Below are 24,008 nucleotides of genomic sequence, written 5' to 3'. Positions count from 1 at the left end.
TTTTACGGAGCGGGATGTGACAGCATCCTGCTCCAATCAAATGGAAGGAGGAGTTTTCATGGCATCGTCAAAAGAAGTTATCGAACAGACAGAACATTATGGTGCGCATAACTATCATCCGCTGCCAATTGTCGTTGCTGAAGCTGAAGGTGTATGGGTAAAGGATCCTGAAGGCAATAAATACATGGATATGCTGAGTGCCTATTCTGCTGTAAACCAGGGCCACCGTCATCCCAAGATTATTGCTGCGCTGAAAGATCAGGCGGACAAAGTAACGTTGACATCACGTGCATTCCATAATGAGGTACTGGGACCATGGACCAAGCGTGTTGCAGAGATAACCGGAAAAGATAAAGTGCTGCCAATGAACACCGGTGTAGAGGCTGTTGAGACCGGAATTAAAGCAGCCCGCCGCTGGGCATACGAAGTAAAAGGGGTGGAAGACAACAAGGCAGAAATCATCGCAGCAAGGGGAAACTTCCATGGTCGGACATTAAATGCAATTTCTTTGTCTGATGATCCCGGCGCAACAAAAGATTACGGTCCATTCGTTCCTAACATTAACAAGGTGGAATATGGTGATGTTGACGCGATTCGAGCGACAATTACACCAAACACAGCTGCTGTAATTGTAGAGCCAATCCAAGGTGAGGCAGGAATTATTATTCCTCCAGAGGGATATTTAAAAGAAATCCGTTCAATCTGTGATGAAAACAATGTATTGTTCATTGCTGACGAGGTGCAAACTGGTTTTGCACGTACTGGTAAGATGTTTGCATGTGATTGGGAGGGTGTTATTCCGGATATTTTTGTCATGGGTAAAGCATTAGGTGGCGGCGTAATGCCGGTATCTGCAATTGCTGCCAACAAAAATATTATGGATGTTTTCACACCGGGTTCACATGGTTCAACATTTGGCGGAAATCCGTTGGCTTGTGCCGTATCAATGGCTGCGCTTGATGTGATTGAAGAAGAAAAATTGGTTGAGCGTTCACTGGAACTGGGTGAATACTTCGAAAAAGCATTGCGCAAAATCGACAATCCGGAATTGAAGGAAATTCGTGTCCGCGGATTGTTCATCGGAGTTGAGTTCAGTCACCCGGTCCGCAACTATTGTGAAGCATTGAAGAAAGAGGGCGTGTTGTGTAAAGAAACACATGATAACACAATCCGTTTTGCACCACCATTGGTGATTGAAAAAGAGGATCTTGACTGGGCAATTGAAAAAATTCATAACGTGCTTTCGAAATAAAAATGTGCTTTTAAACCTGCTTCGACTGGATAGTCGGGGCAGGTTTTTCTTTTACGTTGGAGGATTTTCCTGTTTAAATTTTCCCGCGGCCAATTGACACCGGACAACTTTTAGGCTACACTATTTTCTAACATTTAAATAATCTTGAAACTCTTATTATGAGCAGGCTGAGGGAATTGGACCGATGAAGCCCAGCAACCGGCGGTAAATCTATTGTGAAACGGTAACATAGCCGTTATCATTCATGATTTGGCACGGTGCTACATCCAACAGAAAGAAGTAACTTTCTGGCAGATAAGAGGTGGATCGAATCTTAATCGTGATAATCATCGACCTCTTTTTTTATAAAAGAGGTCGATTTTTTTATTGGAGAAAGGAGGACACAGCCAGATACATCTCGTTTCAATTTAAACTAACTAGAGAAAAGGGAGAGAGAGCAAACATGAAAAAAGGATTTATTTCTGTATTTAGTATTATATTTATCATTGTTTTAACTGCATGCGGAGCCGACGCATCTGGTGATGAGGTGGACAGTGACCATATCGTTGTTGGGGTTACAGCAGGGCCGCATGAAGAAATTATGGAAAAGGTGAAAGATTTAGCTGCTGAGCAAGGTCTTGAAGTGGAGCTTAAAGTTTTTACTGACTATGTTATTCCCAACACAGCCCTTCATGAAGGAGAGCTTGATGCAAATGTTTATCAGCATCAGCCATTTCTGAATAACTTTAATGAAGACAAGGGCTTGAACCTGGTTTCGATTGGTAAAGCCGTTAATTTTCCAATGGGTATTTACTCCGAAAAGATCAATAATATAAAAGATTTGCAGGAGGGCGGCACAGTTGGGTTCCCCAGTATTTCAACCGGTGCACCAAGGGCATTGAAGCTGTTTGAATCTGCTGGAATTATAGAATTGAAAGATGGCGTGAAGAACAGTGAATTAACTGTGGATGATATTGTGAAAAATCCAAAAAACCTTGAATTTGAACCATTGGATGCTGCGCAAATTCCGTCATTATTGGGTGAACTGTCAATTGCGGCAATCAATACAAACTACGCCACTGAAGCTGGGCTGGTTCCTACCGAGGATGCGCTGGTTATAGAGCCTAAGGATTCTCCATGGGTAAATGTTATTGCCACACGAGAAGAACTGAAGGACGATCCAACATTGAAAAAACTGGTTGATATTTACCATTCACCTGAAGTGAAACAGTTTATTAAGGAAAAATATAATGGATCTGTAATTCCCAGCTGGTAATAAAATTTTTCAGATGCCCCATTCACGAAATGGGGTGTTCTTTATACAAGGAGTGATTCATACATGATTCAGCTTGAACATATATCCAAGGTATTTGATGGAAAGAAAGGACAAACACAGGCGCTGAAAAACGTATCATTGTCTGTGCAGAAGGGTGAAATTTTTGGAGTTATTGGATACAGTGGTGCAGGAAAAAGCACGCTTGTCCGCTGTGTCAATCTGCTGGAACGACCAACAGAAGGGCGCATTATGATAAATGATCGTGATTTAACCACCTTATCAAATGCGCAATTGAATGAATCAAGAAGAAAGATAGGAATGATTTTTCAAGGGTTTAATTTACTTTCGACTGCCACTGTCTATCAAAATATTTTTCTGCCATTGAAATTGACTGGTGTTTCTAAAAAGGAAGCAAATGAACGTGTAGTAAAATATTTGCGTATTGTGGGACTTGAAGATAAACAGGAAGCTTATCCTGCCCAATTATCAGGCGGACAAAAGCAGCGTGTTGCTATTGCACGTGCACTGGCACACGAACCGGAAGTTTTGCTTAGTGATGAAGCAACAAGTGCATTGGACCCGGATACAACGGAGGCAATACTTGATCTTCTGTTGAAAATAAACCGGGAACTTAACATTACCATTTTGTTAATTACGCATGAAATGCATGTTATTCAGAAGGTGTGTGATCATGTTGCGGTAATGGAAAATGGAGAAGTAATCGAATCCGGATCGGTGCTGGATATTTTCACTGACCCGCAGCACACAACCACCAAAAGGTTTACAAGCAGTTTATTCAAGGGGGATGTACCGCAGGATTTACTGGAATCACTGGAACAAAGGGGATCCGTTGTTACGTTATCTTTTGTTGGAAATTCTTCGGAGGAACCTGCTCTTGCGGCGGTCAGTAAGAAGTTTGACGTCTATCCGAATATTTTGTCTGGTAACATAACGCAGCTGAAGGATCAGCCTTTCGGGCGCCTGGTAGTCTTTTTTGAAGGGAATAACGATGAAACAACGTTGGCGATTAACTATCTGGAAAGCGTAGGAGTAAAAGTGGAAGGGGTGGATAAAAGTGTTCGAAGTGATTACCGCGTTTCTTAATCAATGGGGCGATGAAATTGCTGAAGCGATTATTGCCACGATTCAAATGGTAGTGATTGCGCTTGGAATTTCCATTGTGATTGGGCTGCCGTTAGGAATTTTGCTCGTGCTGACAAGACCGGGTAAAAGCCTGGAAAATAAATATTTTTTTCTTTTCTTGAATACACTGATCAATACGATTCGTTCGATTCCATTCATCATTTTGCTGTTTTTCATATTACCATTCACTAAGTTAATTGCCGGAACAACCATTGGCGTACAAGGCGTGATCGTACCGCTGGTTGTGAGTTGTTCACCTTATATTGCCAGATTAATGGAGTCGGCACTGCTTGAAGTGGACCGCGGTGTTATTGAAGCTTATGAGGCAATGGGGATAAAACCGAGGTCCATCATATGGCATGTACTTGTACGGGAGGCACGACCCGGGATCATTCTTGGATTAACGATTGCGACAATAAGCCTGATTGGTGAAACAGCAATGGCAGGTTTGGTTGGTGCCGGTGGATTAGGTGATTTAGCCTACCGTTTCGGACATCTTCGTTACGAAGTGGATGTCATGTATGTGACCGTATTTATATTAATTATTATGGTTCAAAGCATTCAAACTTTTGGTAACCGCATGTCAGCTCGAATGAAAAAAGGATGATCATAGTCGGAAATCTATTTCAAAGCTGGTAAAACGGGGTGGGGGTATAGGCGCCATCGCGTTTTTGCCGAAAAATAGTTATTTGTGCGGAGGCCCATTTTTGGGGCATAATTATACAAATTTGTAGCTGAAAAGTCGTACCAGAAATGTATCATTTCACCTTATAAGCTCTGTCAAAACAGGAAGGTATTGAAACTTGATTACCATGATCAATTCTGCCAAAAATGTCGTCTTTTGCATCTTTATTCCTTTTAATTTCCAATAATTAGTACTATTTAATCGTTTTCATAAAGTTTCGATATGACTATGGGAATCTATTATTTGATTTGCTATTGTGGAATAGACGGTCCGTATAGATTTTACGAAAAGCGCGCGCCTTTCATATTAATGAAGGGGATGGGTGATGCAGTTTGAAGAAGAATAAAATGTTGAGTACTGTTGCCGGAACAGCATTGGCGGTAAGTTTGACGCTGACAGGTGTGACGGGAACGGTAAGTGCCGAAGAGGCAGGCAATAAAGCGATTCAGGAAATGAAGTCGATGACTAATTCAAACTTTAATATAGTCTGGAACAAAGGGGAAACCGCTCCAACATTTGTATCTGGTAAACTATCAAAACAAAGCGTTAAAGGTGTTGGGCAGATAAAAAACTATATTGAAGAAAATAAGGAATTATATAATTTGGATCCGAATTCGGATTTATCTTTTGTTGAAAAATCAACGGACAAGCTTGGCATGACACATTATGAGTTTACACAGTCAGTAGACGGGGTTCCGGTTTATGGAGCAACGTTTACGGTTCACACAAATGAAAACGGAATTGTGTCGGCGGTAACTGGTAAGGTTCATCCAAAGGCTGCAAAAGATTTGGGCAGAAATCTTAAAGCAGACTTATCAAAAAAAGATGCAATTGACAGTGCCTGGGAATCAATTAATCTGACGAAAAAGGAAACAAAAGCAAAAAATGCAAATAAAAAAGCATTGAAAAAAGCAAGTAACCTGGCGAAATCAGAAGTGAAAAACACAGCGGAAAAGGCAGACCTTGTTGTCTATTCAACAGGTGGAGAAAGTCATTTAGCATATCATGTTGAATTGCAGTTTATTTTCCCTGAACCTGGCAACTGGCAGATCTTCGTTGACGCAAATGACGGTTCCATTATTGATTCCTATAATGCAGTTACCGACGCTGGTGCAGCCAGTGGCTATGGATACGGAGTTCTCGGAGATTACAAAGAATTGAACACGTATTTATCAAACGGGTCTTATTTCTTGTATGATGTGACGAACCCAATGAACGGCGTGATTGAAACGTTTACGGCTGAAAACGGAACATATTTGCCTGGATATCGTTCATCAGATAGTAATAACGCCTTCACTAGCGGTAATCAGGCTGCTGCTGTAGACGCCCATGCTTATGCTGACCAAACGTATGATTATTTCTATAACACATTTGGCAGGAACAGCTATGATGGTAATGGCTCATCAATCCGTTCAACTGTACACTATGGCAGCAACTACAACAATGCTTTTTGGAATGGTCAACAGATGGTATACGGGGATGGCGATGGATCAACATTTGCTCCATTATCAGGTGCACTGGATATCGTTGCGCATGAGTTGACACATGCCGTTACGGACTATTCAGCGGGTCTCGTTTATCAGGATCAGCCGGGTGCATTGAATGAATCGTTGTCAGATGTATTCTCCGTATTTGTTGAGCGGGAGGATTATCTGCTAGGTGAAGATGCATATACGCCACGCAGAAGTGGTGATGCGTTACGCAGTCTTTCCAATCCGCCGGCATATGGGCAGCCCGAGCATATGGATGATTACGTGTATACGAATGCGGATAACGGTGGGGTTCATACAAATAGTGGTATCCCAAATAAGGCCGGATACAATACGATTGAAAGTATTGGTGTAGCAAAGGCTGAGAAAATTTATTACCGTGCACTAACTGTCTATCTTGGAGCATACAGCAACTTCAGCGATGCACGCGCAGCACTGCTGCAGTCAGCTGCTGATCTTTATGGGAATGGATCGGAATATGATGCAGTAGCAAATGCATGGAGTAACGTAGGAGTATACTAGAGTTTGAACGGTTGGACTGAAGTGAAGAAACTGGGACAAATTAAAAATTGAAAACTAAGAGACGAACAATTTATAGGACTAGCGGAGGAAATATACGTAGACTCCTGTGGGAGAAAAGGCATAGGTAAGACTCCGAAGTGCGTTAGCACAAGGAGGCTTACCAGCCGCCCACGGAAAGCGAAGTATATTTCCGGAGCGGAGGAGCCTATCTCGTTAATTCGTCTTTTCTTTTGATAAAACACTTTTTGTCCCAGCCTCTTTGCATTTCTAAGGAGTTGAGCGAAATGTTGCGAATTTCGTTATTGTTGATTTTGATCATTGGTTTAATTTCCTGCAGTCAGCAGGGTGAAAAGCCGAAAGTTGATGAGCAGACCGATCCAAATAGTGAACAGTCTTCAGGAAGCAGTGGCGGTATCGTGGCCGGAAGTTTGGAAACCTCACTTCAAATTAAAGATGATCATGCATTGTTTCGAGTGAAAAATCAAACGGAACAAGTGAAAGAACTTCATTTGAAAAGTGAGGATGCGTTTGAGTACATTATCAGAAATGGCGGTGGGGAAGTGGTGTTTGAACAGTCGCAGAATAAAGGTGAAACGGTCGTGCTGAAACAAGCGGAAGAATTGAAATATAAAATCCCATTGCCAGGTGATTTACAGGATGGAACGTACGAACTAACGGCAATACTTCATGGAAATCCTGAGTTGGAAGAAGTGACATCCTTTTCTGTTGGGGAATAGATTAGTAGGGGTCTGTTCAGTACCACCCGGTTTTGAGTTCTTCTATTTAAATAATTGACGGAACTTTCAAAGTTTGCTATATTATTCACCATAATAAAAATATCCAAACGGCTGCTAAATCCAGTTGACTCTTCTGGACAAGAAGAGCAAGCCTGGGGTGTAAACCAGTTGTATGAAGACAGGAGTGAAGTTGATTTCGGCTCCGTTCATAGTGCTGGTTTATTTTTATTTTAAGGGTGTTGGATGTCTTATAACATTAGAAAACTTGGTTGTCACCAAGCCTTTAGGTGACAGCCATAGTTGCACTTATGCAGTAAGAAAGTTTTATACTTTCTTACTGCCGAAAAACAGCGTCCGCTGCGGGGTAAGGCAGATGCTGGTCTTTTTCAAAACAGGAGCCTTGGTGTACAGCTTATTTTTTGTAAGGGATTGCATTAGGGTACAAACCCGGAATTTTTATGGATTAGCAGTTGGAAATTAAAACAGCGGAGAGGATGAGGAGTTTGTTCAGCGATCAGGAACGAATGATACTTGGGATTATTGTAGTGGTCTATTTTTTACTATTAATTTGTTTTTCGTATTACATTAACAATCGTAAAATAAAGAACTATGAAGATTACAATGTTGCCGGACGGTCTGTCTCCATGTTCCCATTAATTTTAACGTTTGTCGGAACAGCCGTTGGTGGATCGATTTTACTCGGATTTATGGAAAATGCGTATCGTTTCGGGATGGGGCAGCACTGGCTGAATATCAGTATCTTAATTACGGGTATTATTACCGCATCGTTTCTCGTTAAGCGGATTCGTTTGATTGGCGAAAAACATCAAATGGTCACGTTGGGCGACTTTACCGCACTCCGATATGGCGAGGGAGCCAGACTGCCGACGGTAATCAGTGTGCTTCTTGCCTATTGTGCCGTAACCGGGATGCAGTTTGTTGCGATCGCGACGATTTTAAACTTGACGATTGGTCTCAGTATGACTGCCGGAATTATTATCAGCTGGGTTTTGCTGACGTTAAAAACATTCCTTGGCGGCCTGAAGTCGGTCGTTTGGCAGGATGCAATTCACGGCACTATTCAAACTTTAGGTGTTTTTCTATTATTTGTGGCCGTGCTTTGGGCTGGAAGTGACTGGGGTGAAATGAAATCATTTGCCGATTCAATCGGTGACTCCGGAGCATTAAGTATTACCAGTATTTCCACGAGTGAGGTACTGGTCTACTTCTTTACGATCGGCGGATACCAGTTTGTCAGACAGGATTTATGGCAGCGCTTTTGGGCAGCAAAAGATTATAAAACAGCCTTATCCGGATATTGGATTGCCATCGCCCTTGCTTTTTTAATTGGTGTTGCGATTATTTCAACAGGAGCTTTTTTGAAATATGGTATGCAGATGACCGAAATTGAACCGAACCTTGTTTATTATGAAGCAATCGGGGCAGTGTTTAACTTTCCAATCGTTGTAATTATGGTCATTGCACTTATGGCAACGGTCATTTCATGTGCTGACTCCTTCTTCATGGCGGGTTCATCTTCTATAATAAACGATATTATTAAGCCGCGAATTAAAGATAAATCTGAAAAAAAGATGCTTCTTTACAGTCGCTATTCGGTTGTCGCGGTATCGGTGATTTCGGTACTGCTCGCTTTGTACATGCCTGAATTGGTCGTGTTATGGGTGATTGGTACAGCGATGCTTGTCTCAGGGTTATTGGCGCCATCCATTTTCGGATTGTTTTGGAAAGGGGCTACGAAAGCTGGCGGGATTTCAGCGATGTGGCTTGGTTTATCGGTAGCGGTAATTTGGCAATTAGCTGGACATCCATTCGGCATTCACCCTGTATTTATTGGATTGCCATTGTCGACGTTAACATTAATTATTGTTTCGTTGGCAACGAAAAAAGAACACTCAGATGCAGAAGATATCTGGTCCCATGTGAACTAATAAATTGGAGATGTTTGAATGAAACCACTTACTGTAAATTTTGCACGAATGAAAGAAACGATTGAATACAGTGCTAAAGTCGGGGAGATTCCCAATCAGGGACTCCGCCGTCTTGCCTTATCAAAAGAAGATAAGACAATGCGGGAGCAGTTGCGGGAATGGATGATTGATGCCGGTTTGGAAGTGAGGATTGATGACTTTGGCAATATGTATGGAAGAAGAAAAGGACAGACAAATTTTGATCCGCTGGTAATAGGTTCACATCTTGATACACAGCCTAATGGTGGCAGGTTTGATGGTGTTCTCGGGGTGTTGACTGCTTTGGAGGCAATTCGTACTCTGAATGATTATGAGATTGAAACGTACCGGCCAATTGAGATTGTAAATTTTACGAACGAAGAAGGTGCACGATTTGAACCGCCGCTTTTGGGTTCCGGTGGTCTGACAGGTGTTTTCTCAAAAGAATATGTGTATAACAGGCAGGATCGGGACGGGAAGTTTTTCAAAAATGAATTGGCGGAAATTGATTTCAAAGGTGGTGAAACAAATCGGCTGCAGCGAGCGCATGCATTTCTGGAGTTACATATTGAACAGGGTCCGGTATTGGAAAATGAAGGGGTAACGATTGGCGCTGTAGAAGGGATAAAAGGAATGTCCTGGCTGGAGCTGAAAGTAACCGGTGAAGGAGGACATGCCGGGCCAACCCCAATGCCGCTTCGAAAAGATGCAATGATGGCAGCAGCTAATATAATCTCGCATATAGAACAAAAAAGCAATGTATTTGATAACGATTTAACTGTGACAGTCGGACGGCTAGATGTAAAACCGGGTGCTGTAAATTGTATTCCGGAAGAGATTGTCTTTTCAGTGGATGTCCGGCATTTGGACGATGAAGTTCGTAAAAAGTTTATCGATGAGATGAAGGTGGAAATGCAAGATATGGCTACGGATAGAAAGGTGGAACTGGAAACAGAAACACTGTGGGAAGTGAACACATCAACCTTTCATGAGGGCATTATTGATCAGGTCTCGAAAAGTGCCGAGCGCCTTGGTTATTCGAACAGACGATTGTACAGCGGTGCGGGCCACGACGCGAAATATATGAATGCGTTTTGCGCAACCGGAATGATTTTTTTGCCGAGTGTGGATGGTAAAAGTCATGTTGAATCGGAATTAACGTTGGATGAGGATATTGAAAAAGGTGCGAATGTTTTACTGGATACGATGATTCATGTGACTGATAACAATGAACAACTGTAAAAGCACAGGGGGAATTTCAATGGAGAAGGTTACTGGGTTCATATGGGACGAGAGCTATTTCTGGCATCAAACCGGAAATGGTGCATTAAATATTAATTCAGGCGGGTGGATACAGGAAGATACCCATGCGGAAAATCCGGAAACCAAGCGCCGTGTAAAAAACTTATTGGATCGGTCCAAGTTTATGAAAGAACTGCAGCAAATCGAGCCACGGGAAGCGTTGCTCGATGAAGTGGGATTGAATCATGGCAGGAAATACATTGAAAAAATAAAAAAGTTAAGCGACAGTGGTGGCGGTGATGCAGGTGAGCATGCGATTGTTGGACCGGATTCGTATGAAATAGCACTCTTGTCAGCAGGCGGAGTGATAACGGCGACTGATGCCGTCATGCAGGGCAAGGTTCACAATGCTTATGCGCTGACTCGGCCTCCAGGTCATCATGCTGGACAGGACGAAGGAATGGGTTTTTGTTTATTCAATAATATTGCAATCGCTGCCAAACATGCGAAGGCCAAATATGGATTGAAGCGGATTGTGATTATCGACTGGGATGTGCATCATGGCAATGGAACCGAAAACGCATTCCGGGATGATCCGGAAGTATTATTTATATCGATGCATCAGGAAAATATTTTCCCGAAAAATCGCGGACAGATCTCCTATGCCGGCGAAGGGAATGGGGAAGGATTTAACGTAAATATTGAATTGCCTGCCGGGACTGGTAATGAAGGATATCTTTATACATTTGATCAAGTAATCGAACCAATCATAAATCAGTTTGAACCGGAACTAATTATGGTTTCAGCGGGCCAGGATCCGAGCCGGTTTGATCCGCTTGGAAGGATGCTGATGACAGCGGACGGTTTTTATCAGATGGCTATGACGGTAAAAGGGTTGGCAGAAAAACATTGTGACGGCCGGCTTGTTGCCTGTCATGAAGGAGGATACAGTACAGCATATGTACCATTTTGCACGATTCGGATTTTGGAAGCACTAAGCGGAAAACAAAGCGGTGTTGATGACCCATTCGATCAGGGTTATCATGAAGGACCGTTGTATCAAAATCAGATTGATGCAGTTGAAAGGGTTAAGGAGGTTCAGGGTGCTTATTGGAGGGTTTGAAGGTCAGGTGAATCCAGGGAAATACTTGGTATCTGAAGTCATACGTGTGTATTTTTACTGGCTGTCACCTAATAGCTTGGTGACAACCAGGTTTTCTAAGATTACTACTTAAAAACTTGTAAACTATAAGATCCACATCCACTGTGATGTGGGTCTTATAGTTTTTATAAGCAATTAATCCACCTCACATAAACGCACCAAACCAATATCCAAGCCCGGTCCCAATATAGTTTCCAACAATATACCCAAGGGTTCCTACAAGCAGGATCGGCACTATCAATTTGTTCCATCCTTTCGCTATTGCCATTGCGGCGGCAGTTGTTGGACCTCCGAGATTTGCGTTGCTGGCGAGCAGGACCTCCTCCAAGTTGAATTTGAACAGTTTTCCCAGGACAAGTGAGAATAATAGATTCATCAAGACAATGATTAATACAAATACAAGCAGCAGCGGCGAGGTTGTAACCACTAGAGCAATAGATGCCGGTACACCAATCACAACAAAGAACAAATAAATCAGAAATGTTCCGATTTCCTGTGTTCCTTGGATGTTTTCAAAATAATTTGGCATCAGAATTACGGCAAGAACCGTTAGTGTTGTCAGCATGAGATAGCGGTCACCAATGATTCCGCCCAGAATTTGATAAAATACATTTACATTTTCACCATTTGGAATGGTTCCAGCAAAGAAATCGGCAAGGTGAAAGGATATGGTGACAAGTGCGAATGCAGATGCAACACTTAACGCGATGTCTTTCAGGGAAATCTCTTTCCGTTTCCAGAATGATGCTGCCTGTGTTTCATCTTCATTACTGGACGCTCCCGACTCAACCTCATCAATATGCGGTGTCCGAAACATGTTTCGAAAAAAATTAAATGTAGGAATAGCCATTAACACAAAAAAGAAAGTTGCCATCATCATATTATCGGCAACTACCGTGGCGGATACCAGCTCACCAGGTGTTTCAAATTTGGCGGCCATCGCGGCAAAATTGACCCCGCCTCCTGTGTAGGATGCCGACATCATGGCACCGATTTTATCCAGATGTGGTATAGCATCTTTTAATAACACGAATGATAGAATCGTACCTGCAACCGTTCCAGCAGCACTTAATAAGAAGATTGTCAGCATCCGACCACTTTCCTGCCAGATTTTCTTGATGTTTGCTTGAAATAATAATAGTGGAATCGCCAGTGGTACCACGTAGCTCCAAACTGCATCATAAACACTCGACTCAAGCGGAATGACATTTAAATTTGCCAGCACCATCGCACCTATCAGCGCAATAATGGCCCCGGAAACTTTGGATGCCCATGTATATTTCTGTTCCAAATAGATACTCACTGCTGCCCACCCTGTTAGGAAAGTCCATAGTGCCCATGTGTTGTCCGGAGATATTAATGATGTTTCCATGATATTCACCCCTGTACATTTATTTATAAGTCAGAAAGTATAAGTGAAGGTTGACCTTATAAGAAAAACTCCGGCACTCGCTATAAGACAAGGCGAATACCGTGTTTTCTAATATTCTACCAGAGACTTTTGACTTTTATAAGCATTTAAAATAATCTGTTATCCCTATTTTATTGAAAACGCTTTTATATTATAATACAGCAAATTGGACCATCCACTTGTCCACTTTGCTGTATGAAAGGATTGCATGCTATGAAACGGTTGCCGGTCAAGAAAAAAAGGGTCTATCACGCGATTGTGGAGCAAATTAAGTCAGGAATGGAGAAGGAGGAATTGGTGCATGGTGAAAAGCTGCCTTCCGAAAGATACTTAGCGGATGAACTGTCTGTTTCCAGAACATCGGTTAAAGAGGCATTCAGTGTTTTGGAAGCTGCGGGTGTTGTAGAGATTAAGCATGGCAGTGGGGTATATCTCCGGAAAAATACGAAAGAAGACCTCATTGCCAAAATGAACGCGGTTATCCGCGGTGTTACCGTTGATATCGTGGAGTTGATGGAACTTAGACTCGCCATTGAACGGGATGCGACTTATTATGCAGCGATTCGAGGTTCAGATCAGGATCTTCAAGCAATATACGATGCATTGCATGAATTGGAAATTGCTGTTTTGCAAGGCAATATTGCTGCGGAAGAGGACTTGACTTTCCATATGGCGATTGCCAGGGCGGCTGGTAATTCAGTTATTGAGAAAGTCATGTATATGCTGTCCGACCAAGTATTGGCAGGGTTAAAAGAAAGTCGGTCCAATACATTGAGTCAGCCAAATAACAGTCGGACCGTTTTGGAGGAACACCGGAATATTTATGACGCGATAAAGGCAGGTGATGCACTCAAGGCCAGGGAATCCATGAGTACTCACCTTCATAACGTCAAGGAGCGCTATTTGTAATTATTTTTAAAGAGGAGGCGTACGTTTTATGAGTTCAGAACAAGGGGTTACTTATCAACAAACAACTTCTCCGGAGGCACCGACTCCCCCGCGTACATTTAAAGGAAAGTTAAAAACGGTTGGTCCTGGATTCGTGACCGCTGCTACCGGTGTCGGAACGGGTGACTTAATAGCCGCACTTGTGGCTGGGGCAGGTTTGGGTATCACACTTATGTGGGCTATTATAGTTGGGGCTATTTTTAAGTATTTTTTTACGGAAGGGATGGGAAGATGGCAGCTTGCGACAGGCCGGACCATTCTGGAAGGTTGGCATTCACTTGGTAAGTGGGCAACCGGGTATTTCGGCGTTTATTCGGTTTTGTGGGGTTTTAGTTATGGCGCGGCAGCTATGTCGACAAGTGCCATTATGATGGTAACGATGTTTCCGATTATGCCGTTATGGGCATGGGCAATTATCCATGGCCTCGCTGGGATGGCTTTGGTGTTGACAGGAAAATATAAGTTGTTTGAAAACATTATGACGATCATGATTGGTATTATGTTTGTAACGGTTGTTGGATCGGCAGTCATTATCATGCCGGAAGTCGGAAATATTTTAAGTGGATTGGTACCACGTACAGGCGACAGTTCCTTGCTGCTGGTTATGGGATTGCTTGGTGGAGTCGGTGGTACGATTACAATGGCTGCCTATGGTTACTGGGTACGAGAAAAGAAATGGGAGGGGAAACGTTGGATTCCAATGATGAAACTGGATACCGCTACAGGTTATGTGATTACAGCAATTTTCACGGTATCATTATTGATTGTTGGAGCTGAATTTTTGTATGGAACCGGTATTGAAATCAACGGCGAAGAAGGTTTAGTAACACTTTCCAATTTATTTGCTGAGGAATTTGGAACATTTGCACGCTGGATGTTTTTGATTGGGGCATGGTCGGCGGCATTTTCATCGCTGCTCGGTGTTTGGAATGGTGTTCCGTATTTATTTGCAGATTTTGTTCGGATTGTTAAGGCAAAAGGTAGACGTCCGGGGAAGCCGGTTTCCGAGAAAGACCCGGCCTACAGGGCGTACTTGCTGTGGCTGACGTTTCCGCCAATGCTTATTTTGTTCTTTGGTAAACCGGTGTTTATCGTTATTTTATATGGAGCGCTTGGAGCATTGTTTATGCCGTTTTTGGCAATTACGCTGCTGTGGCTGCTGAATTCAAAAGCAGTGGATAAAGACTTCAAAAATGGGTGGCTGGCGAATACCGTATTAACTGCCTGTGTTCTGCTATTTACCTATCTCGGCCTTATTGAATTAATCGACATGTTTTAATTGGGAGTGAACATTTTTGACGTATGATTATGCAATTATTGGTGGAGGAATTATCGGTCTGTCAGTTGGGATGGAACTCACAAAACAGCATCCGGATGCGTCTGTTGTTATTTTGGAAAAAGAGTCCGGGGTATCGCTTCACCAGACAGGGAGAAATAGTGGTGTTATTCATTCGGGAATATACTATAAACCTGGCAGTCTAAAGGCTGAACTGGCGCGAAAAGGAAATAAACAATTGGTAGATTTTTGCAGGGAACATGATATACCCTATGATGTTTCAGGAAAAGTTATTGTTGCGACAAGCGAAGAGGAAGTTTCCTTATTGGAAGATTTATATCAACGGGGATTGGAAAACCAACTCGCAGTTGAAAGAATATCAACAGAAGAATTGCGGCGAGTTGAACCACATGTCAATGGTATTGCTGCCATTAAAGTTCCGAGTACGGGGATTGTGGATTACAGGCAAGTTTCGCAACAATTCAGTGCTATCTTTATAGAAAATGGTGGGAGTATTTCGTTGGATACAGAGGTTCAGGATATCTCCTTTGAACAGGAGCATGTTACAATTACAACAAATAAGGGTGCTTTTGATAGTCGCTTTCTTATTAATTGTGCCGGGTTATTCAGTGACCGGATCGCCAAAATGGCAAACATTATGCCGGACTTGAAAATTGTTCCGTTCCGCGGGGAGTATTATGAATTGAAACCGGAGAAACGGTATTTGGTTAAAAACCTTATTTATCCGGTTCCGAATCCGGATTTTCCGTTTCTCGGTGTTCATTTTACGAGAATGATAGATGGCCGGATACTTGTGGGTCCGAACGCTGTATATAGTTTCAGGCGCGAGGGTTATAAAAAATCTGATTTTCAATGGAAAGATTTTTTGGAAGGATTGACATACCCAGGATTTCGTAAGCTTGCTGGTGGAAACTTGACGGAAGGTTTAAAGGAAATGATTCGATCGTACAGTAAAAAAGCTTTTGTGAAAGAGGTTCAGCGCTTCATTCCGGACATTGATGCAGATGATCTGGTTCCGGCAAAGGCAGGTGTGCGTGCACAGGCTCTGGATCAGGAAGGTAATTTACTTGATGATTTTGCGATTATTCATGACAGACGGGCATTGCATGTTTGCAATGCCCCATCTCCGGCGGCAACGGCCAGTATAGAAATCGGAAAGAAGGTTGTTCAAATGATGGATCAGCAAAAATAATGAACAGGGAGAGTTGCTAAAATGAATTCTTTTACCCATCAGGCTCATCCATATCCGGTTAACCGAAATGCAACTTACGCAAATAAGGGCATGGTTGCAACTTCTCAGCCATTAGCGGCTCAAGCTGGATTGGATATTTTAAAAAAAGGCGGCAATGCGGTGGATGCGGCAATTGCTACTGCTGCATGTCTTACTGTTGTCGAGCCAACATCGAACGGGATTGGCGGCGACGCATTTGCACTGGTTTGGATCAATGATGAGCTGCATGGCTTGAATGCGAGTGGAAGGTCACCTGAAGATATTTCGATTGATGACGTTAAACAAGCAGGGTATACGGAAATGCCCCAGTATGGTTGGCTGCCAGTTACGGTGCCTGGTGCGCCCGGGGCGTGGGCAGAACTTTCCCAAAGGTTTGGGAAGCTGCCATTAACCAAGGTAATGGAGTCCGCCATTACCTATGCGGACGAAGGTTTCCCTGTTTCGCCTACACTGGGCAAGTTTTGGAAAAAGGCGTATGATACATTTCGTGAGGAGTTAACGGATTCCATTTTTTCCAATTGGTTTGAGACGTTTGCACCAAAAGGAAGAGCACCACAGGTTGGCGAGATATGGTCATCCCTGGATCACGCGGACACACTGCGTTCAATTGCGGAAACAAATGCTGAATCATTTTACCGTGGTACGCTGGCGGAAAAAATTGCGTCTTTTGCCAGGGACACCGGGGGCTATCTGACTACTGATGATCTTGCTGATTATAAGCCGGAATGGGTCAAGCCAATTGCGGTTAACTACCGGGGATATGATGTCTGGGAAATACCTCCAAACGGACAAGGGATTATCGCACTGCAGGCACTTAATATTTTAAAAGGTTTTCAGTTTGGCGAAAGAGATGCAGTGGATACGTATCATAAACAATTTGAAGCGATGAAGCTGGCGTTTACCGATGGATATGAACATGTGACGGAAGAAAAAGATATGCGTTATACATCAGAGGCTATTTTATCAGATGCATATGGTGAGCTGCGCCGAAACGAGATTGGTGAGACAGCAATGCAGCCAAAAGCTGGTGAACCTTCTTTGAGTGGGACGGTGTATCTGGCGACTGCCGATAATGACGGTAATATGGTTTCCTTTATTCAAAGTAATTATAAAGGATTTGGCTCTGGACTGGTTGTTCCGGGTACGGGAATTGCCCTGCAAAATCGCGGTAGTGAATTTTCATTGAACCCTGACCATGTTAATGCTTTAAAAGGCGGTAAAAGAACATATCACACCATCATTCCAGGGTTTATAACCAAAGATGACAGTCCAATTGGCCCGTTCGGTGTCATGGGTGGCTATATGCAACCACAGGGTCATGTTCAGGTTGTCATGAACATGATTGATTTTCATTTGAATCCGCAGGCAGCGCTTGATGCACCAAGGTGGCAGTGGATCAAGGACAAAGTGATTGAAGTGGAAAACCGGTTTCCACATCATCTTGCACAAAGCCTCGCTGACAAAGGGCACGACGTTCATATTCAGATTGAGCCGAACAGCTTTGGGCGCGGACAGATAATTTTAAGAGACCCGGAAACTGGTGTGTTAATTGGTGGTACCGAGTCAAGAACGGACGGAGCGATTGCAAGCCGGTAGACAGGTGGTGTAACGATGAAAACACAATGGGATTTATTTATTGCCTTTTTTAGAGTAGGTATGCTTGGATATGGCGGTGGGCCTGGCTCGATTCCGCTGATCCATGTCGAAACGGTGAAAAAATATAATTGGGTAACAGATGAAGAATTTGGTGATATATTGGCGCTATGTAACACGTTGCCGGGGCCGATCATTACAAAAATGGCGGGATATATCGGGCACCGGGAGTCGGGTTTTCTCGGGATGCTAAATGCCGTGATCGCCTCGATTCTCCCGACTATTTTGCTGATGGTGATACTGTTAACGACCTTATCTTCATTTAAAGACTTTGACTGGGTAAATGGGATGACTGCTGCCGTTATTCCGGTTGTCGGGGTAATGCTGGCAGTTCTCACCTGGCAATTCTTGAATAAAGCGGGCAAGGGTCTTGGGTGGTTAAAAACGATCATTATGTCGGTCATTATTCTGATTGTCCTGCAGCTCGGGGTCCATCCAGGAATTGTCATTGGTGTGCTGTTAATTCTGGCTTTGGTGCAGAAGGATAAAAGCGGTGACGATGAAAAATCAAGGAGAGGGGCGGGATCATGATTCTTTATTGGCATATTTTCTTAGCCTTTTTCATTCCTGGGATTCTCGGTTATGGTGGCGGACCAGCTTCGATTCCATTGGTGGAAAATGAAGTGGTAGACCGGTATGGATGGATGTCCATCCAGGAATTCAGTGAGGTACTTGCCCTAGGAAATGCACTTCCCGGACCGATTTCAACCAAAATGGCAGGGTACATAGGGTATGAAGTTGGAGGAATACCAGGAGCAATTATTGGTGTATTCGCAACGGTTGCTCCGTCGCTGATGTTGATGATTGCGCTATTGGGTATACTCTACAAATACAAAGATTCCCCAAAGGTTCAACGATTGACCATGTATGTACGCCCGGTCATCGCTATACTGCTCGGTCTTATGGCATGGGATTTTTTTGTGGAATCATATGATGGAATCGGCATCTGGCAGACAGCTCTGCTGATAGGAGGGGGTTACGTTCTGCTTGAGCAGGTTAAAATCCACCCGGCATTTGTGATTGCCGGTGCACTTGTTTATGGCGGGTTCTTTTTGTGAAGATTATTCGACAAGTGACTGTTCGACAGGTGCCTGTCCCCACCCGAATTTTGTTGAATAATCTGTATGAGTTTTTGGGGATAAATATTTTTCCTGCGTTTAGGCTACTCGAGTAGGATTGTTTTGCGCTATGTCGAAATAAGTAATATTGGATTATAGATTATTAAAAGGAGAGATAATTTCAATGAAACTTATAACCATACGAACAGATGAGGGCAATCGCCCAGGGGTAAAAACCGAAAACGGCATATTGGACTTAACAGCGTATTTGTCCGATGTATCAAGTGTACAAGAACTAATTCAAAAATATTCGGTCCAGGATTTATGTGACACAGTTGAACAAGCGAAGGATTTTATAAAGGAAGAGGATTCACTCAATATAGGCTCTTGTATCGACAATCCAGAGAAAATCATCTGCATTGGTAAAAACTATGGCAAGCACGCGGAGGAAACGGGCTCTGATATCCCTAAATTTCCCATTTTATTTAATAAATTCCAAAATGCATTGTCAGGAGACGGCTGTACGATCAAGCTGCCCAGTGTTGCAGAAAAAATAGATTATGAGGCTGAACTAGCCATTGTAATTGGTAAAGAGGCAAAAGATGTGACAGAGCAGGATGCACTTGATTATGTGTTTGGGTATTGCGCCGCAAATGATTTGAGTGCAAGAGATCTGCAGTTCAGGACCGGTCAATGGCTGCTGGGAAAAAGCCTGGATGGGTTTTGCCCAATTGGGCCTCATTTAGTTACGGCAGATGAAATTGAGGATCCGAATGCTTTGGAAATCAGCTGTACAGTTAATGGGGAAGTACGGCAAAAATCTAACACAAGAGATATGATATTTTCGTGCAGGAAACTGATCAGCTACATTTCACAGTACATGACATTGAAACCGGGTGATGTCATTTTGACTGGGACCCCTGAAGGCGTTATTTTGGGATATGATGAGTCCGAACAAGTTTGGTTGCGGGATGGCGATCAAGTAACAGTTGAAATAGAGGGGATTGGGAAACTTAGTAATGTGTTGAAAGGTTAATAGTTTTAGCTGAAGATAATTCGTTGAATGGTTTAAAAGACGATAAAAAGAAGTGTTTTTCCAAAAGAGTATGTTGTAATAAAGGCACTCCCTAACGAAGGGAGGTGAATGGATATGGAAAGTTGGGTATTTCTTTTTACCTCGATTATCAACATGGCTGTTGCCGTAATTAATTTGTCAGTTACCTTGTTGCATTTGAGAAAAAGAAGAAGAGTCGCTCCTTTTCGCAGAAGGAAGAGACTCTAATGTTCCCAAAGGAGAGGTTAATTCCTCTCCTACCATATCTTATTCATATTATAATGTATTTATACAAAAATGGCAAGGTATTCAACTTAAAGGCGAGGTGTATGCTATAATTTGGGCATGTTGCACTTGATATTTCCTTAGTAACACTTTCCATTTTGAGAAAAGACTCTTGAAAAGGAGGCTGGTTCATACGAAGAAAATCTTTTCAATACCTGGTTCTCCCTGTGATTTTCCCTTCCTTATTGCAAGGGACGATGGGGAAATTTTGTGTAACATAGGATCGACTGATGAGTTAAGGTCACTTCATCTCTGCCCCCTCCCCCGACATCTCAATAAATTCACGAACCGCAAAAGGCAGGTATCTGTCCTTTTTCCAGATCATGCCTAATTCCAGGTTAACGGCAGGCTTGTTAAAAGGAATGGCTATGATTTGTTCATTGGTAATGCGTTCACAGATTTTACTTGGTAATAAGGCTACGCCCAGTTTTGCTTCAACCATTTCTATCATAAAGTCTTTCTGTGAGCTTTCACAGACGATATTCGGGGAAAACCCGTGTTTATCACATTCCTGGACAATCTTGTCATGAAGGGAGAAATCGTGCCGGTATAATATAAACGGCTCTTTTCGAATATCTGAAAAGTCGATTGTTTTTTTTCGTGCTAACGGGTCATCTTTATGAACGATAAGCATTAACGGGTCTTTTAAAAGTTTAATTGTCTCAAAGTTTTCTTGTGGAACGGGCAAATTACAAATCAGCCCAATATCAAGCTCTCCCTCGCTGACTCCGGTTTTAATTTTATTTGTCCCAACCTCGGTTAACAAAATATTAATGGATGGATAGGCTTCTTTATACCTGCTGATTAATTTGGAAAAAAATACAGCACCTATAATTGGTGGAATTCCAATTTTAATTTCCCCTCTTTTTAAATCAATCACATCATTTAATTCCGTTGTTAAATTTTCAAACGCATCCAGAACATTTTTTGCATTGACTAAAAATGCTTGCCCGGCATCCGTTAATGCCAATTGTTTGGTCCCCCTGTAAAAAAGCGTGACACCGAGCTCATCCTCCAGATTTTTCATTGTTTTGCTTAATGACGGCTGGGAAATGTGAAGAATCGAAGCTGCCCGTGTGAAATTCAGTTGTCTTGCAACCTCTGCAAAATATTCAATCTGCCTTATATCCATTATCGGCATCCTTTCAAAAACCGTAAATGTGTAATTGTGCCCTATTATACTAAATGGTATAGCTAAAAGGAATAGGATACATGCAAAACTTGTATTTCAGTTATTTCACTGCTGATAGTAAAATGGTAAGTAGATGAAGGAAAGGGAGGAATAGGAATGTCAGATTACGTGAAGGCAGGCAATCTTCAAATTGCAAAAGAGCTTTATGATTTTGTTAATTCGGAAGCGCTCCCGGAAACAGGGCTTGACAATGAAACGTTTTGGGCGGATTTTGGCAAGCTTGTTGCAGATTTAGCGCCGAAAAATAAAGCATTGCTGGAAAAACGTGCTAATCTTCAAAAGCAAATTGATACATGGCATAAAGAAAATAATACGTTTGATTTTGCTACGTATAAGGCATTTTTGGAAAATATCGGCTACCTGGAGCCTGAGGTGGATGATTTTGCTATAACGACAGCGGATGTCGATGATGTCATTACGCTCCAAGCGGGGCCACAGCTTGTTGTTCCGATCGATAATTCCCGATATGCCCTCAATGCCGCTAATGCACGCTGGGGTTCACTTTATGATGCATTATATGGCACGGATGTCATCAGTGAAGAAGGTGGTGCTAGGAAAACAGGTTCCTACAATCCCGTTCGCGGTGAAAAAGTGGTTGCGTTCGCCAAAAACTTCCTTGATGAACATGTACCACTTCAAACATCTTCACATACACAAGCAGCAAACTATGCTATTGTGAACAGTAAATTAACAGTAACCCTAAAAAACGGTGAAACAACCGGCTTGAAGGATGCTTCAAAATTTGCCGGCTACCAAGGGAAAACGGAAGAGCCAAGTGTTGTCCTGCTCAAAAATAATGGATTGCACATAGAAATTCAAATCGACCATAATCACCCGATAGGAAAAACGGATGAAGCAGGTGTAAAGGATATTTATTTGGAATCTGCAACTTCCAGTATTATGGACTGTGAGGATTCCGTTGCAGCAGTGGATGCTGAAGATAAAACACTTATTTACCGAAATTGGCTGGGGCTGAACAGGGGTGATTTAACATCCGTATTTACGAAAGATGGCAAAGAAATAAAGCGAACCTTAAACCCTGACCGACAATACACAGGACCAAATGGTGAAGAAGTTGCACTAACCGGCCGTGTGCTGATGTTTGTCCGGAATGTTGGCCACTTAATGACGAACAATTCGATTCTCGATGCAAATGGAGAGGAAATTCCAGAGGGCATAATGGACGGTGTGCTGACAAGTTTAATGGCCAAACACGGTCTTTTGGGTAATGGGCCATACCAGAATTCACAAAAAGGTTCTATCTATATCGTTAAACCGAAAATGCATGGGTCGGAAGAGGCGGCTTTTGCGAATGAATTGTTTGATCGTGTAGAAGATATGCTTGATATGAAGCGGAATACACTAAAAATTGGTCTGATGGATGAAGAGCGGCGCACAAGTTTGAACCTGAAAAATTGCATTCAGGAAGTGAAGGAACGAATCGTTTTCATTAACACTGGCTTTTTGGATCGAACAGGTGATGAGATTCATACATCAATGGAAGCAGGTCCAATGATCCGTAAAGGTGAAATGAAAGCATCCACCTGGCTGGATGGTTATGAGAAAAATAATGTACGTATCGGTCTAGATGCCGGTTTGAAAGGAAAAGCGCAGATTGGAAAAGGGATGTGGGCCATGCCGGATTTGATGGCTGATATGCTTGAGCAAAAAGCAGGTCATTTAAAAGCAGGCGGGAATACAGCCTGGGTTCCGTCACCGACAGCTGCAACATTGCATGCACTTCACTATCATGAAGTTGATGTCAGACAGGTGCAAGCAGAACTCGCCAAAGAGCAAACGACGTACCAGAATGATATTTTACAAATTCCAATCGCGGAAAACACGGACTGGACCACTGAAAAAGTTCAGGAGGAGCTAGATAACAGTGCGCAAACCTTGCTTGGTTATGTTGTTCGCTGGGTTGAGCAAGGTGTTGGTTGTTCTAAAGTTCCTGATATTAATGATATAGCACTGATGGAAGACCGGGCAACATTGCGTATTTCCAGTCAAATGCTGGCAAATTGGCTGTACCATGGTATTTGCACAGAAGCACAAATGATGGACACACTGAAACGCATGGCAAAAATTGTTGACGGACAAAATGCCGGGGATGAAAATTACCGTCCAATGGCTCCTGATTTCGGTGATTCGGTCGCATTTCAGGCAGCTTGTGATCTTGTTTTCAAAGGAAAAGAACAACCAAGCGGCTATACGGAACCAATCCTTCACCGACGCCGTTTGGAGGCAAAAGAGAAGTATGGAATGGTAAAACCAACATAACGGGACAAGGGGGGATAGATATCCCTATTATGCACTAATGCTTCATAAAAATTGGATTATATGAACTTTTTATACAATTTCGCTTAACTGAGAGCTGCGTTGTATGAGAGCTAACAAAAACAATTATTTTTTTGTTTGCAAACC

General features: G+C 42.6%; 20 protein-coding genes and 1 riboswitch. Of the genes, 18 read left to right on the top strand and 2 right to left on the bottom strand.

Annotation, left to right across the window (positions count from 1 at the left end):
• The first annotated feature begins 58 nt into the window (after positions 1-58).
• The 10 genes from ABD010_RS02175 to ABD010_RS02130 all read left to right on the top strand — a co-directional run bounded on the left by ABD010_RS02175 (position 59) and on the right by ABD010_RS02130 (position 11,416).
• Complete coding sequence (locus ABD010_RS02175; protein WP_343809853.1) at positions 59-1,252, top strand: ornithine--oxo-acid transaminase; 1,194 nt, start codon at positions 59-61, stop codon at positions 1,250-1,252.
• A 150-nt stretch (positions 1,253-1,402) separates the two neighbouring features.
• Positions 1,403-1,553, top strand: a riboswitch (SAM riboswitch).
• A 141-nt stretch (positions 1,554-1,694) separates the two neighbouring features.
• Positions 1,695-2,507 (top strand): MetQ/NlpA family ABC transporter substrate-binding protein, encoded by an 813-nt coding sequence (locus ABD010_RS02170; protein ID WP_343809852.1) that lies wholly within the window; start codon positions 1,695-1,697, stop codon positions 2,505-2,507.
• A 63-nt stretch (positions 2,508-2,570) separates the two neighbouring features.
• Complete coding sequence (locus ABD010_RS02165; protein WP_343809851.1) at positions 2,571-3,611, top strand: methionine ABC transporter ATP-binding protein; 1,041 nt, start codon at positions 2,571-2,573, stop codon at positions 3,609-3,611.
• Positions 3,592-4,257 (top strand): methionine ABC transporter permease, encoded by a 666-nt coding sequence (locus ABD010_RS02160; RefSeq protein ID WP_343810171.1) that lies wholly within the window; start codon positions 3,592-3,594, stop codon positions 4,255-4,257. The genes ABD010_RS02165 and ABD010_RS02160 overlap by 20 nt, the downstream gene beginning before the upstream one ends.
• 425 nt (positions 4,258-4,682) lie before the next feature.
• Complete coding sequence (locus ABD010_RS02155; protein WP_390350894.1) at positions 4,683-6,347, top strand: M4 family metallopeptidase; 1,665 nt, start codon at positions 4,683-4,685, stop codon at positions 6,345-6,347.
• Positions 6,348-6,631: 284 nt separating this feature from the next.
• Positions 6,632-7,084: a BsuPI-related putative proteinase inhibitor gene (locus ABD010_RS02150; protein ID WP_343809849.1), complete on the top strand. Its 453-nt coding sequence runs from the start codon at positions 6,632-6,634 to the stop codon at positions 7,082-7,084.
• A gap of 172 nt (positions 7,085-7,256) precedes the next feature.
• Complete coding sequence (locus ABD010_RS02145; protein ID WP_343809848.1) at positions 7,257-7,565, top strand: hypothetical protein; 309 nt, start codon at positions 7,257-7,259, stop codon at positions 7,563-7,565.
• A gap of 22 nt (positions 7,566-7,587) precedes the next feature.
• On the top strand, positions 7,588-9,033 hold the full coding sequence (locus ABD010_RS02140) for a sodium:solute symporter family protein (RefSeq protein WP_343809847.1): 1,446 nt from the start codon (positions 7,588-7,590) through the stop codon (positions 9,031-9,033).
• A gap of 18 nt (positions 9,034-9,051) precedes the next feature.
• Positions 9,052-10,293, top strand: a complete 1,242-nt coding sequence (locus ABD010_RS02135) for a Zn-dependent hydrolase (protein WP_343809846.1) — start codon at positions 9,052-9,054, stop codon at positions 10,291-10,293.
• A gap of 19 nt (positions 10,294-10,312) precedes the next feature.
• Positions 10,313-11,416, top strand: coding sequence for a class II histone deacetylase (locus tag ABD010_RS02130; RefSeq protein WP_343809845.1), 1,104 nt, complete (start codon positions 10,313-10,315; stop codon positions 11,414-11,416).
• 184 nt (positions 11,417-11,600) lie between these two features.
• Here ABD010_RS02130 and ABD010_RS02125 read toward each other — a convergent pair whose 3' ends face one another.
• Complete coding sequence (locus ABD010_RS02125) at positions 11,601-12,827, bottom strand: DUF819 family protein (RefSeq protein WP_343809844.1); 1,227 nt, start codon at positions 12,825-12,827, stop codon at positions 11,601-11,603.
• Between the two features lie 252 nt (positions 12,828-13,079).
• On the opposite strand from ABD010_RS02125, the gene ABD010_RS02120 reads away from it, so the two are divergent.
• The 7 genes from ABD010_RS02120 (at position 13,080) to ABD010_RS02090 (ending at position 20,089) form a co-directional block, all read left to right on the top strand.
• Positions 13,080-13,775 (top strand): FadR/GntR family transcriptional regulator, encoded by a 696-nt coding sequence (locus ABD010_RS02120; RefSeq protein ID WP_343809843.1) that lies wholly within the window; start codon positions 13,080-13,082, stop codon positions 13,773-13,775.
• A gap of 28 nt (positions 13,776-13,803) precedes the next feature.
• The gene (locus ABD010_RS02115) at positions 13,804-15,093 is read left to right on the top strand and encodes an Nramp family divalent metal transporter (protein ID WP_343809842.1); all 1,290 of its coding nucleotides are present in this window, start codon (positions 13,804-13,806) and stop codon (positions 15,091-15,093) included.
• A 16-nt stretch (positions 15,094-15,109) separates the two neighbouring features.
• Positions 15,110-16,303 carry an L-2-hydroxyglutarate oxidase gene (gene lhgO, locus ABD010_RS02110; RefSeq protein WP_343809841.1) on the top strand — a complete coding sequence of 398 codons (1,194 nt, stop codon included), beginning with the start codon at positions 15,110-15,112 and terminating at the stop codon, positions 16,301-16,303.
• A 21-nt stretch (positions 16,304-16,324) separates the two neighbouring features.
• Complete coding sequence (locus tag ABD010_RS02105; RefSeq protein WP_343809840.1) at positions 16,325-17,938, top strand: gamma-glutamyltransferase family protein; 1,614 nt, start codon at positions 16,325-16,327, stop codon at positions 17,936-17,938.
• Between the two features lie 15 nt (positions 17,939-17,953).
• Entirely contained in the window at positions 17,954-18,526 is a 573-nt protein-coding gene (locus tag ABD010_RS02100; protein ID WP_343809839.1) for a chromate transporter, read from the top strand.
• Positions 18,523-19,053, top strand: a complete 531-nt coding sequence (locus ABD010_RS02095) for a chromate transporter (RefSeq protein ID WP_390350885.1) — start codon at positions 18,523-18,525, stop codon at positions 19,051-19,053. The genes ABD010_RS02100 and ABD010_RS02095 overlap by 4 nt, the downstream gene beginning before the upstream one ends.
• Before the next feature lie 184 nt (positions 19,054-19,237).
• On the top strand, positions 19,238-20,089 hold the full coding sequence (locus ABD010_RS02090; protein WP_343809838.1) for a fumarylacetoacetate hydrolase family protein: 852 nt from the start codon (positions 19,238-19,240) through the stop codon (positions 20,087-20,089).
• Positions 20,090-20,633: 544 nt separating this feature from the next.
• On the opposite strand, the gene ABD010_RS02085 is transcribed toward ABD010_RS02090, so the two are convergent.
• The gene (locus ABD010_RS02085; RefSeq protein WP_343809837.1) at positions 20,634-21,524 is read right to left on the bottom strand and encodes a LysR family transcriptional regulator; all 891 of its coding nucleotides are present in this window, start codon (positions 21,522-21,524) and stop codon (positions 20,634-20,636) included.
• A gap of 156 nt (positions 21,525-21,680) precedes the next feature.
• Between ABD010_RS02085 and ABD010_RS02080 the strand changes: the two genes are divergently transcribed.
• Positions 21,681-23,864 (top strand): malate synthase G, encoded by a 2,184-nt coding sequence (locus ABD010_RS02080; RefSeq protein WP_343809836.1) that lies wholly within the window; start codon positions 21,681-21,683, stop codon positions 23,862-23,864.
• The last annotated feature ends 144 nt before the right edge of the window (positions 23,865-24,008 follow it).

Source organism: Virgibacillus siamensis (assembly GCF_039522605.1).
Classification (GTDB): Bacteria; Bacillota; Bacilli; order Bacillales; family Amphibacillaceae; genus Lentibacillus; species Lentibacillus siamensis.
Note: the sequence above shows the minus strand (reverse complement) of the source record. Positions and strands in the feature narration are given on the sequence as shown.

Coding starts and splice junctions, on each gene's coding strand:
- ABD010_RS02175 (WP_343809853.1), top strand. CDS start 59: ATGGCATCGTCAAAAGAAGTTATCGAACAGACAGAACATTATGGTGCG.
- ABD010_RS02120 (WP_343809843.1), top strand. CDS start 13,080: ATGAAACGGTTGCCGGTCAAGAAAAAAAGGGTCTATCACGCGATTGTG.
- ABD010_RS02090 (WP_343809838.1), top strand. CDS start 19,238: ATGAAACTTATAACCATACGAACAGATGAGGGCAATCGCCCAGGGGTA.
- ABD010_RS02085 (WP_343809837.1), bottom strand. CDS start 21,524: ATGGATATAAGGCAGATTGAATATTTTGCAGAGGTTGCAAGACAACTG.
- ABD010_RS02130 (WP_343809845.1), top strand. CDS start 10,313: ATGGAGAAGGTTACTGGGTTCATATGGGACGAGAGCTATTTCTGGCAT.
- ABD010_RS02080 (WP_343809836.1), top strand. CDS start 21,681: ATGTCAGATTACGTGAAGGCAGGCAATCTTCAAATTGCAAAAGAGCTT.
- ABD010_RS02145 (WP_343809848.1), top strand. CDS start 7,257: ATGAAGACAGGAGTGAAGTTGATTTCGGCTCCGTTCATAGTGCTGGTT.
- ABD010_RS02100 (WP_343809839.1), top strand. CDS start 17,954: ATGAAAACACAATGGGATTTATTTATTGCCTTTTTTAGAGTAGGTATG.
- ABD010_RS02165 (WP_343809851.1), top strand. CDS start 2,571: ATGATTCAGCTTGAACATATATCCAAGGTATTTGATGGAAAGAAAGGA.
- ABD010_RS02150 (WP_343809849.1), top strand. CDS start 6,632: ATGTTGCGAATTTCGTTATTGTTGATTTTGATCATTGGTTTAATTTCC.
- ABD010_RS02115 (WP_343809842.1), top strand. CDS start 13,804: ATGAGTTCAGAACAAGGGGTTACTTATCAACAAACAACTTCTCCGGAG.
- ABD010_RS02095 (WP_390350885.1), top strand. CDS start 18,523: ATGATTCTTTATTGGCATATTTTCTTAGCCTTTTTCATTCCTGGGATT.
- ABD010_RS02170 (WP_343809852.1), top strand. CDS start 1,695: ATGAAAAAAGGATTTATTTCTGTATTTAGTATTATATTTATCATTGTT.
- ABD010_RS02125 (WP_343809844.1), bottom strand. CDS start 12,827: ATGGAAACATCATTAATATCTCCGGACAACACATGGGCACTATGGACT.
- ABD010_RS02105 (WP_343809840.1), top strand. CDS start 16,325: ATGAATTCTTTTACCCATCAGGCTCATCCATATCCGGTTAACCGAAAT.
- ABD010_RS02135 (WP_343809846.1), top strand. CDS start 9,052: ATGAAACCACTTACTGTAAATTTTGCACGAATGAAAGAAACGATTGAA.
- ABD010_RS02155 (WP_390350894.1), top strand. CDS start 4,683: ATGTTGAGTACTGTTGCCGGAACAGCATTGGCGGTAAGTTTGACGCTG.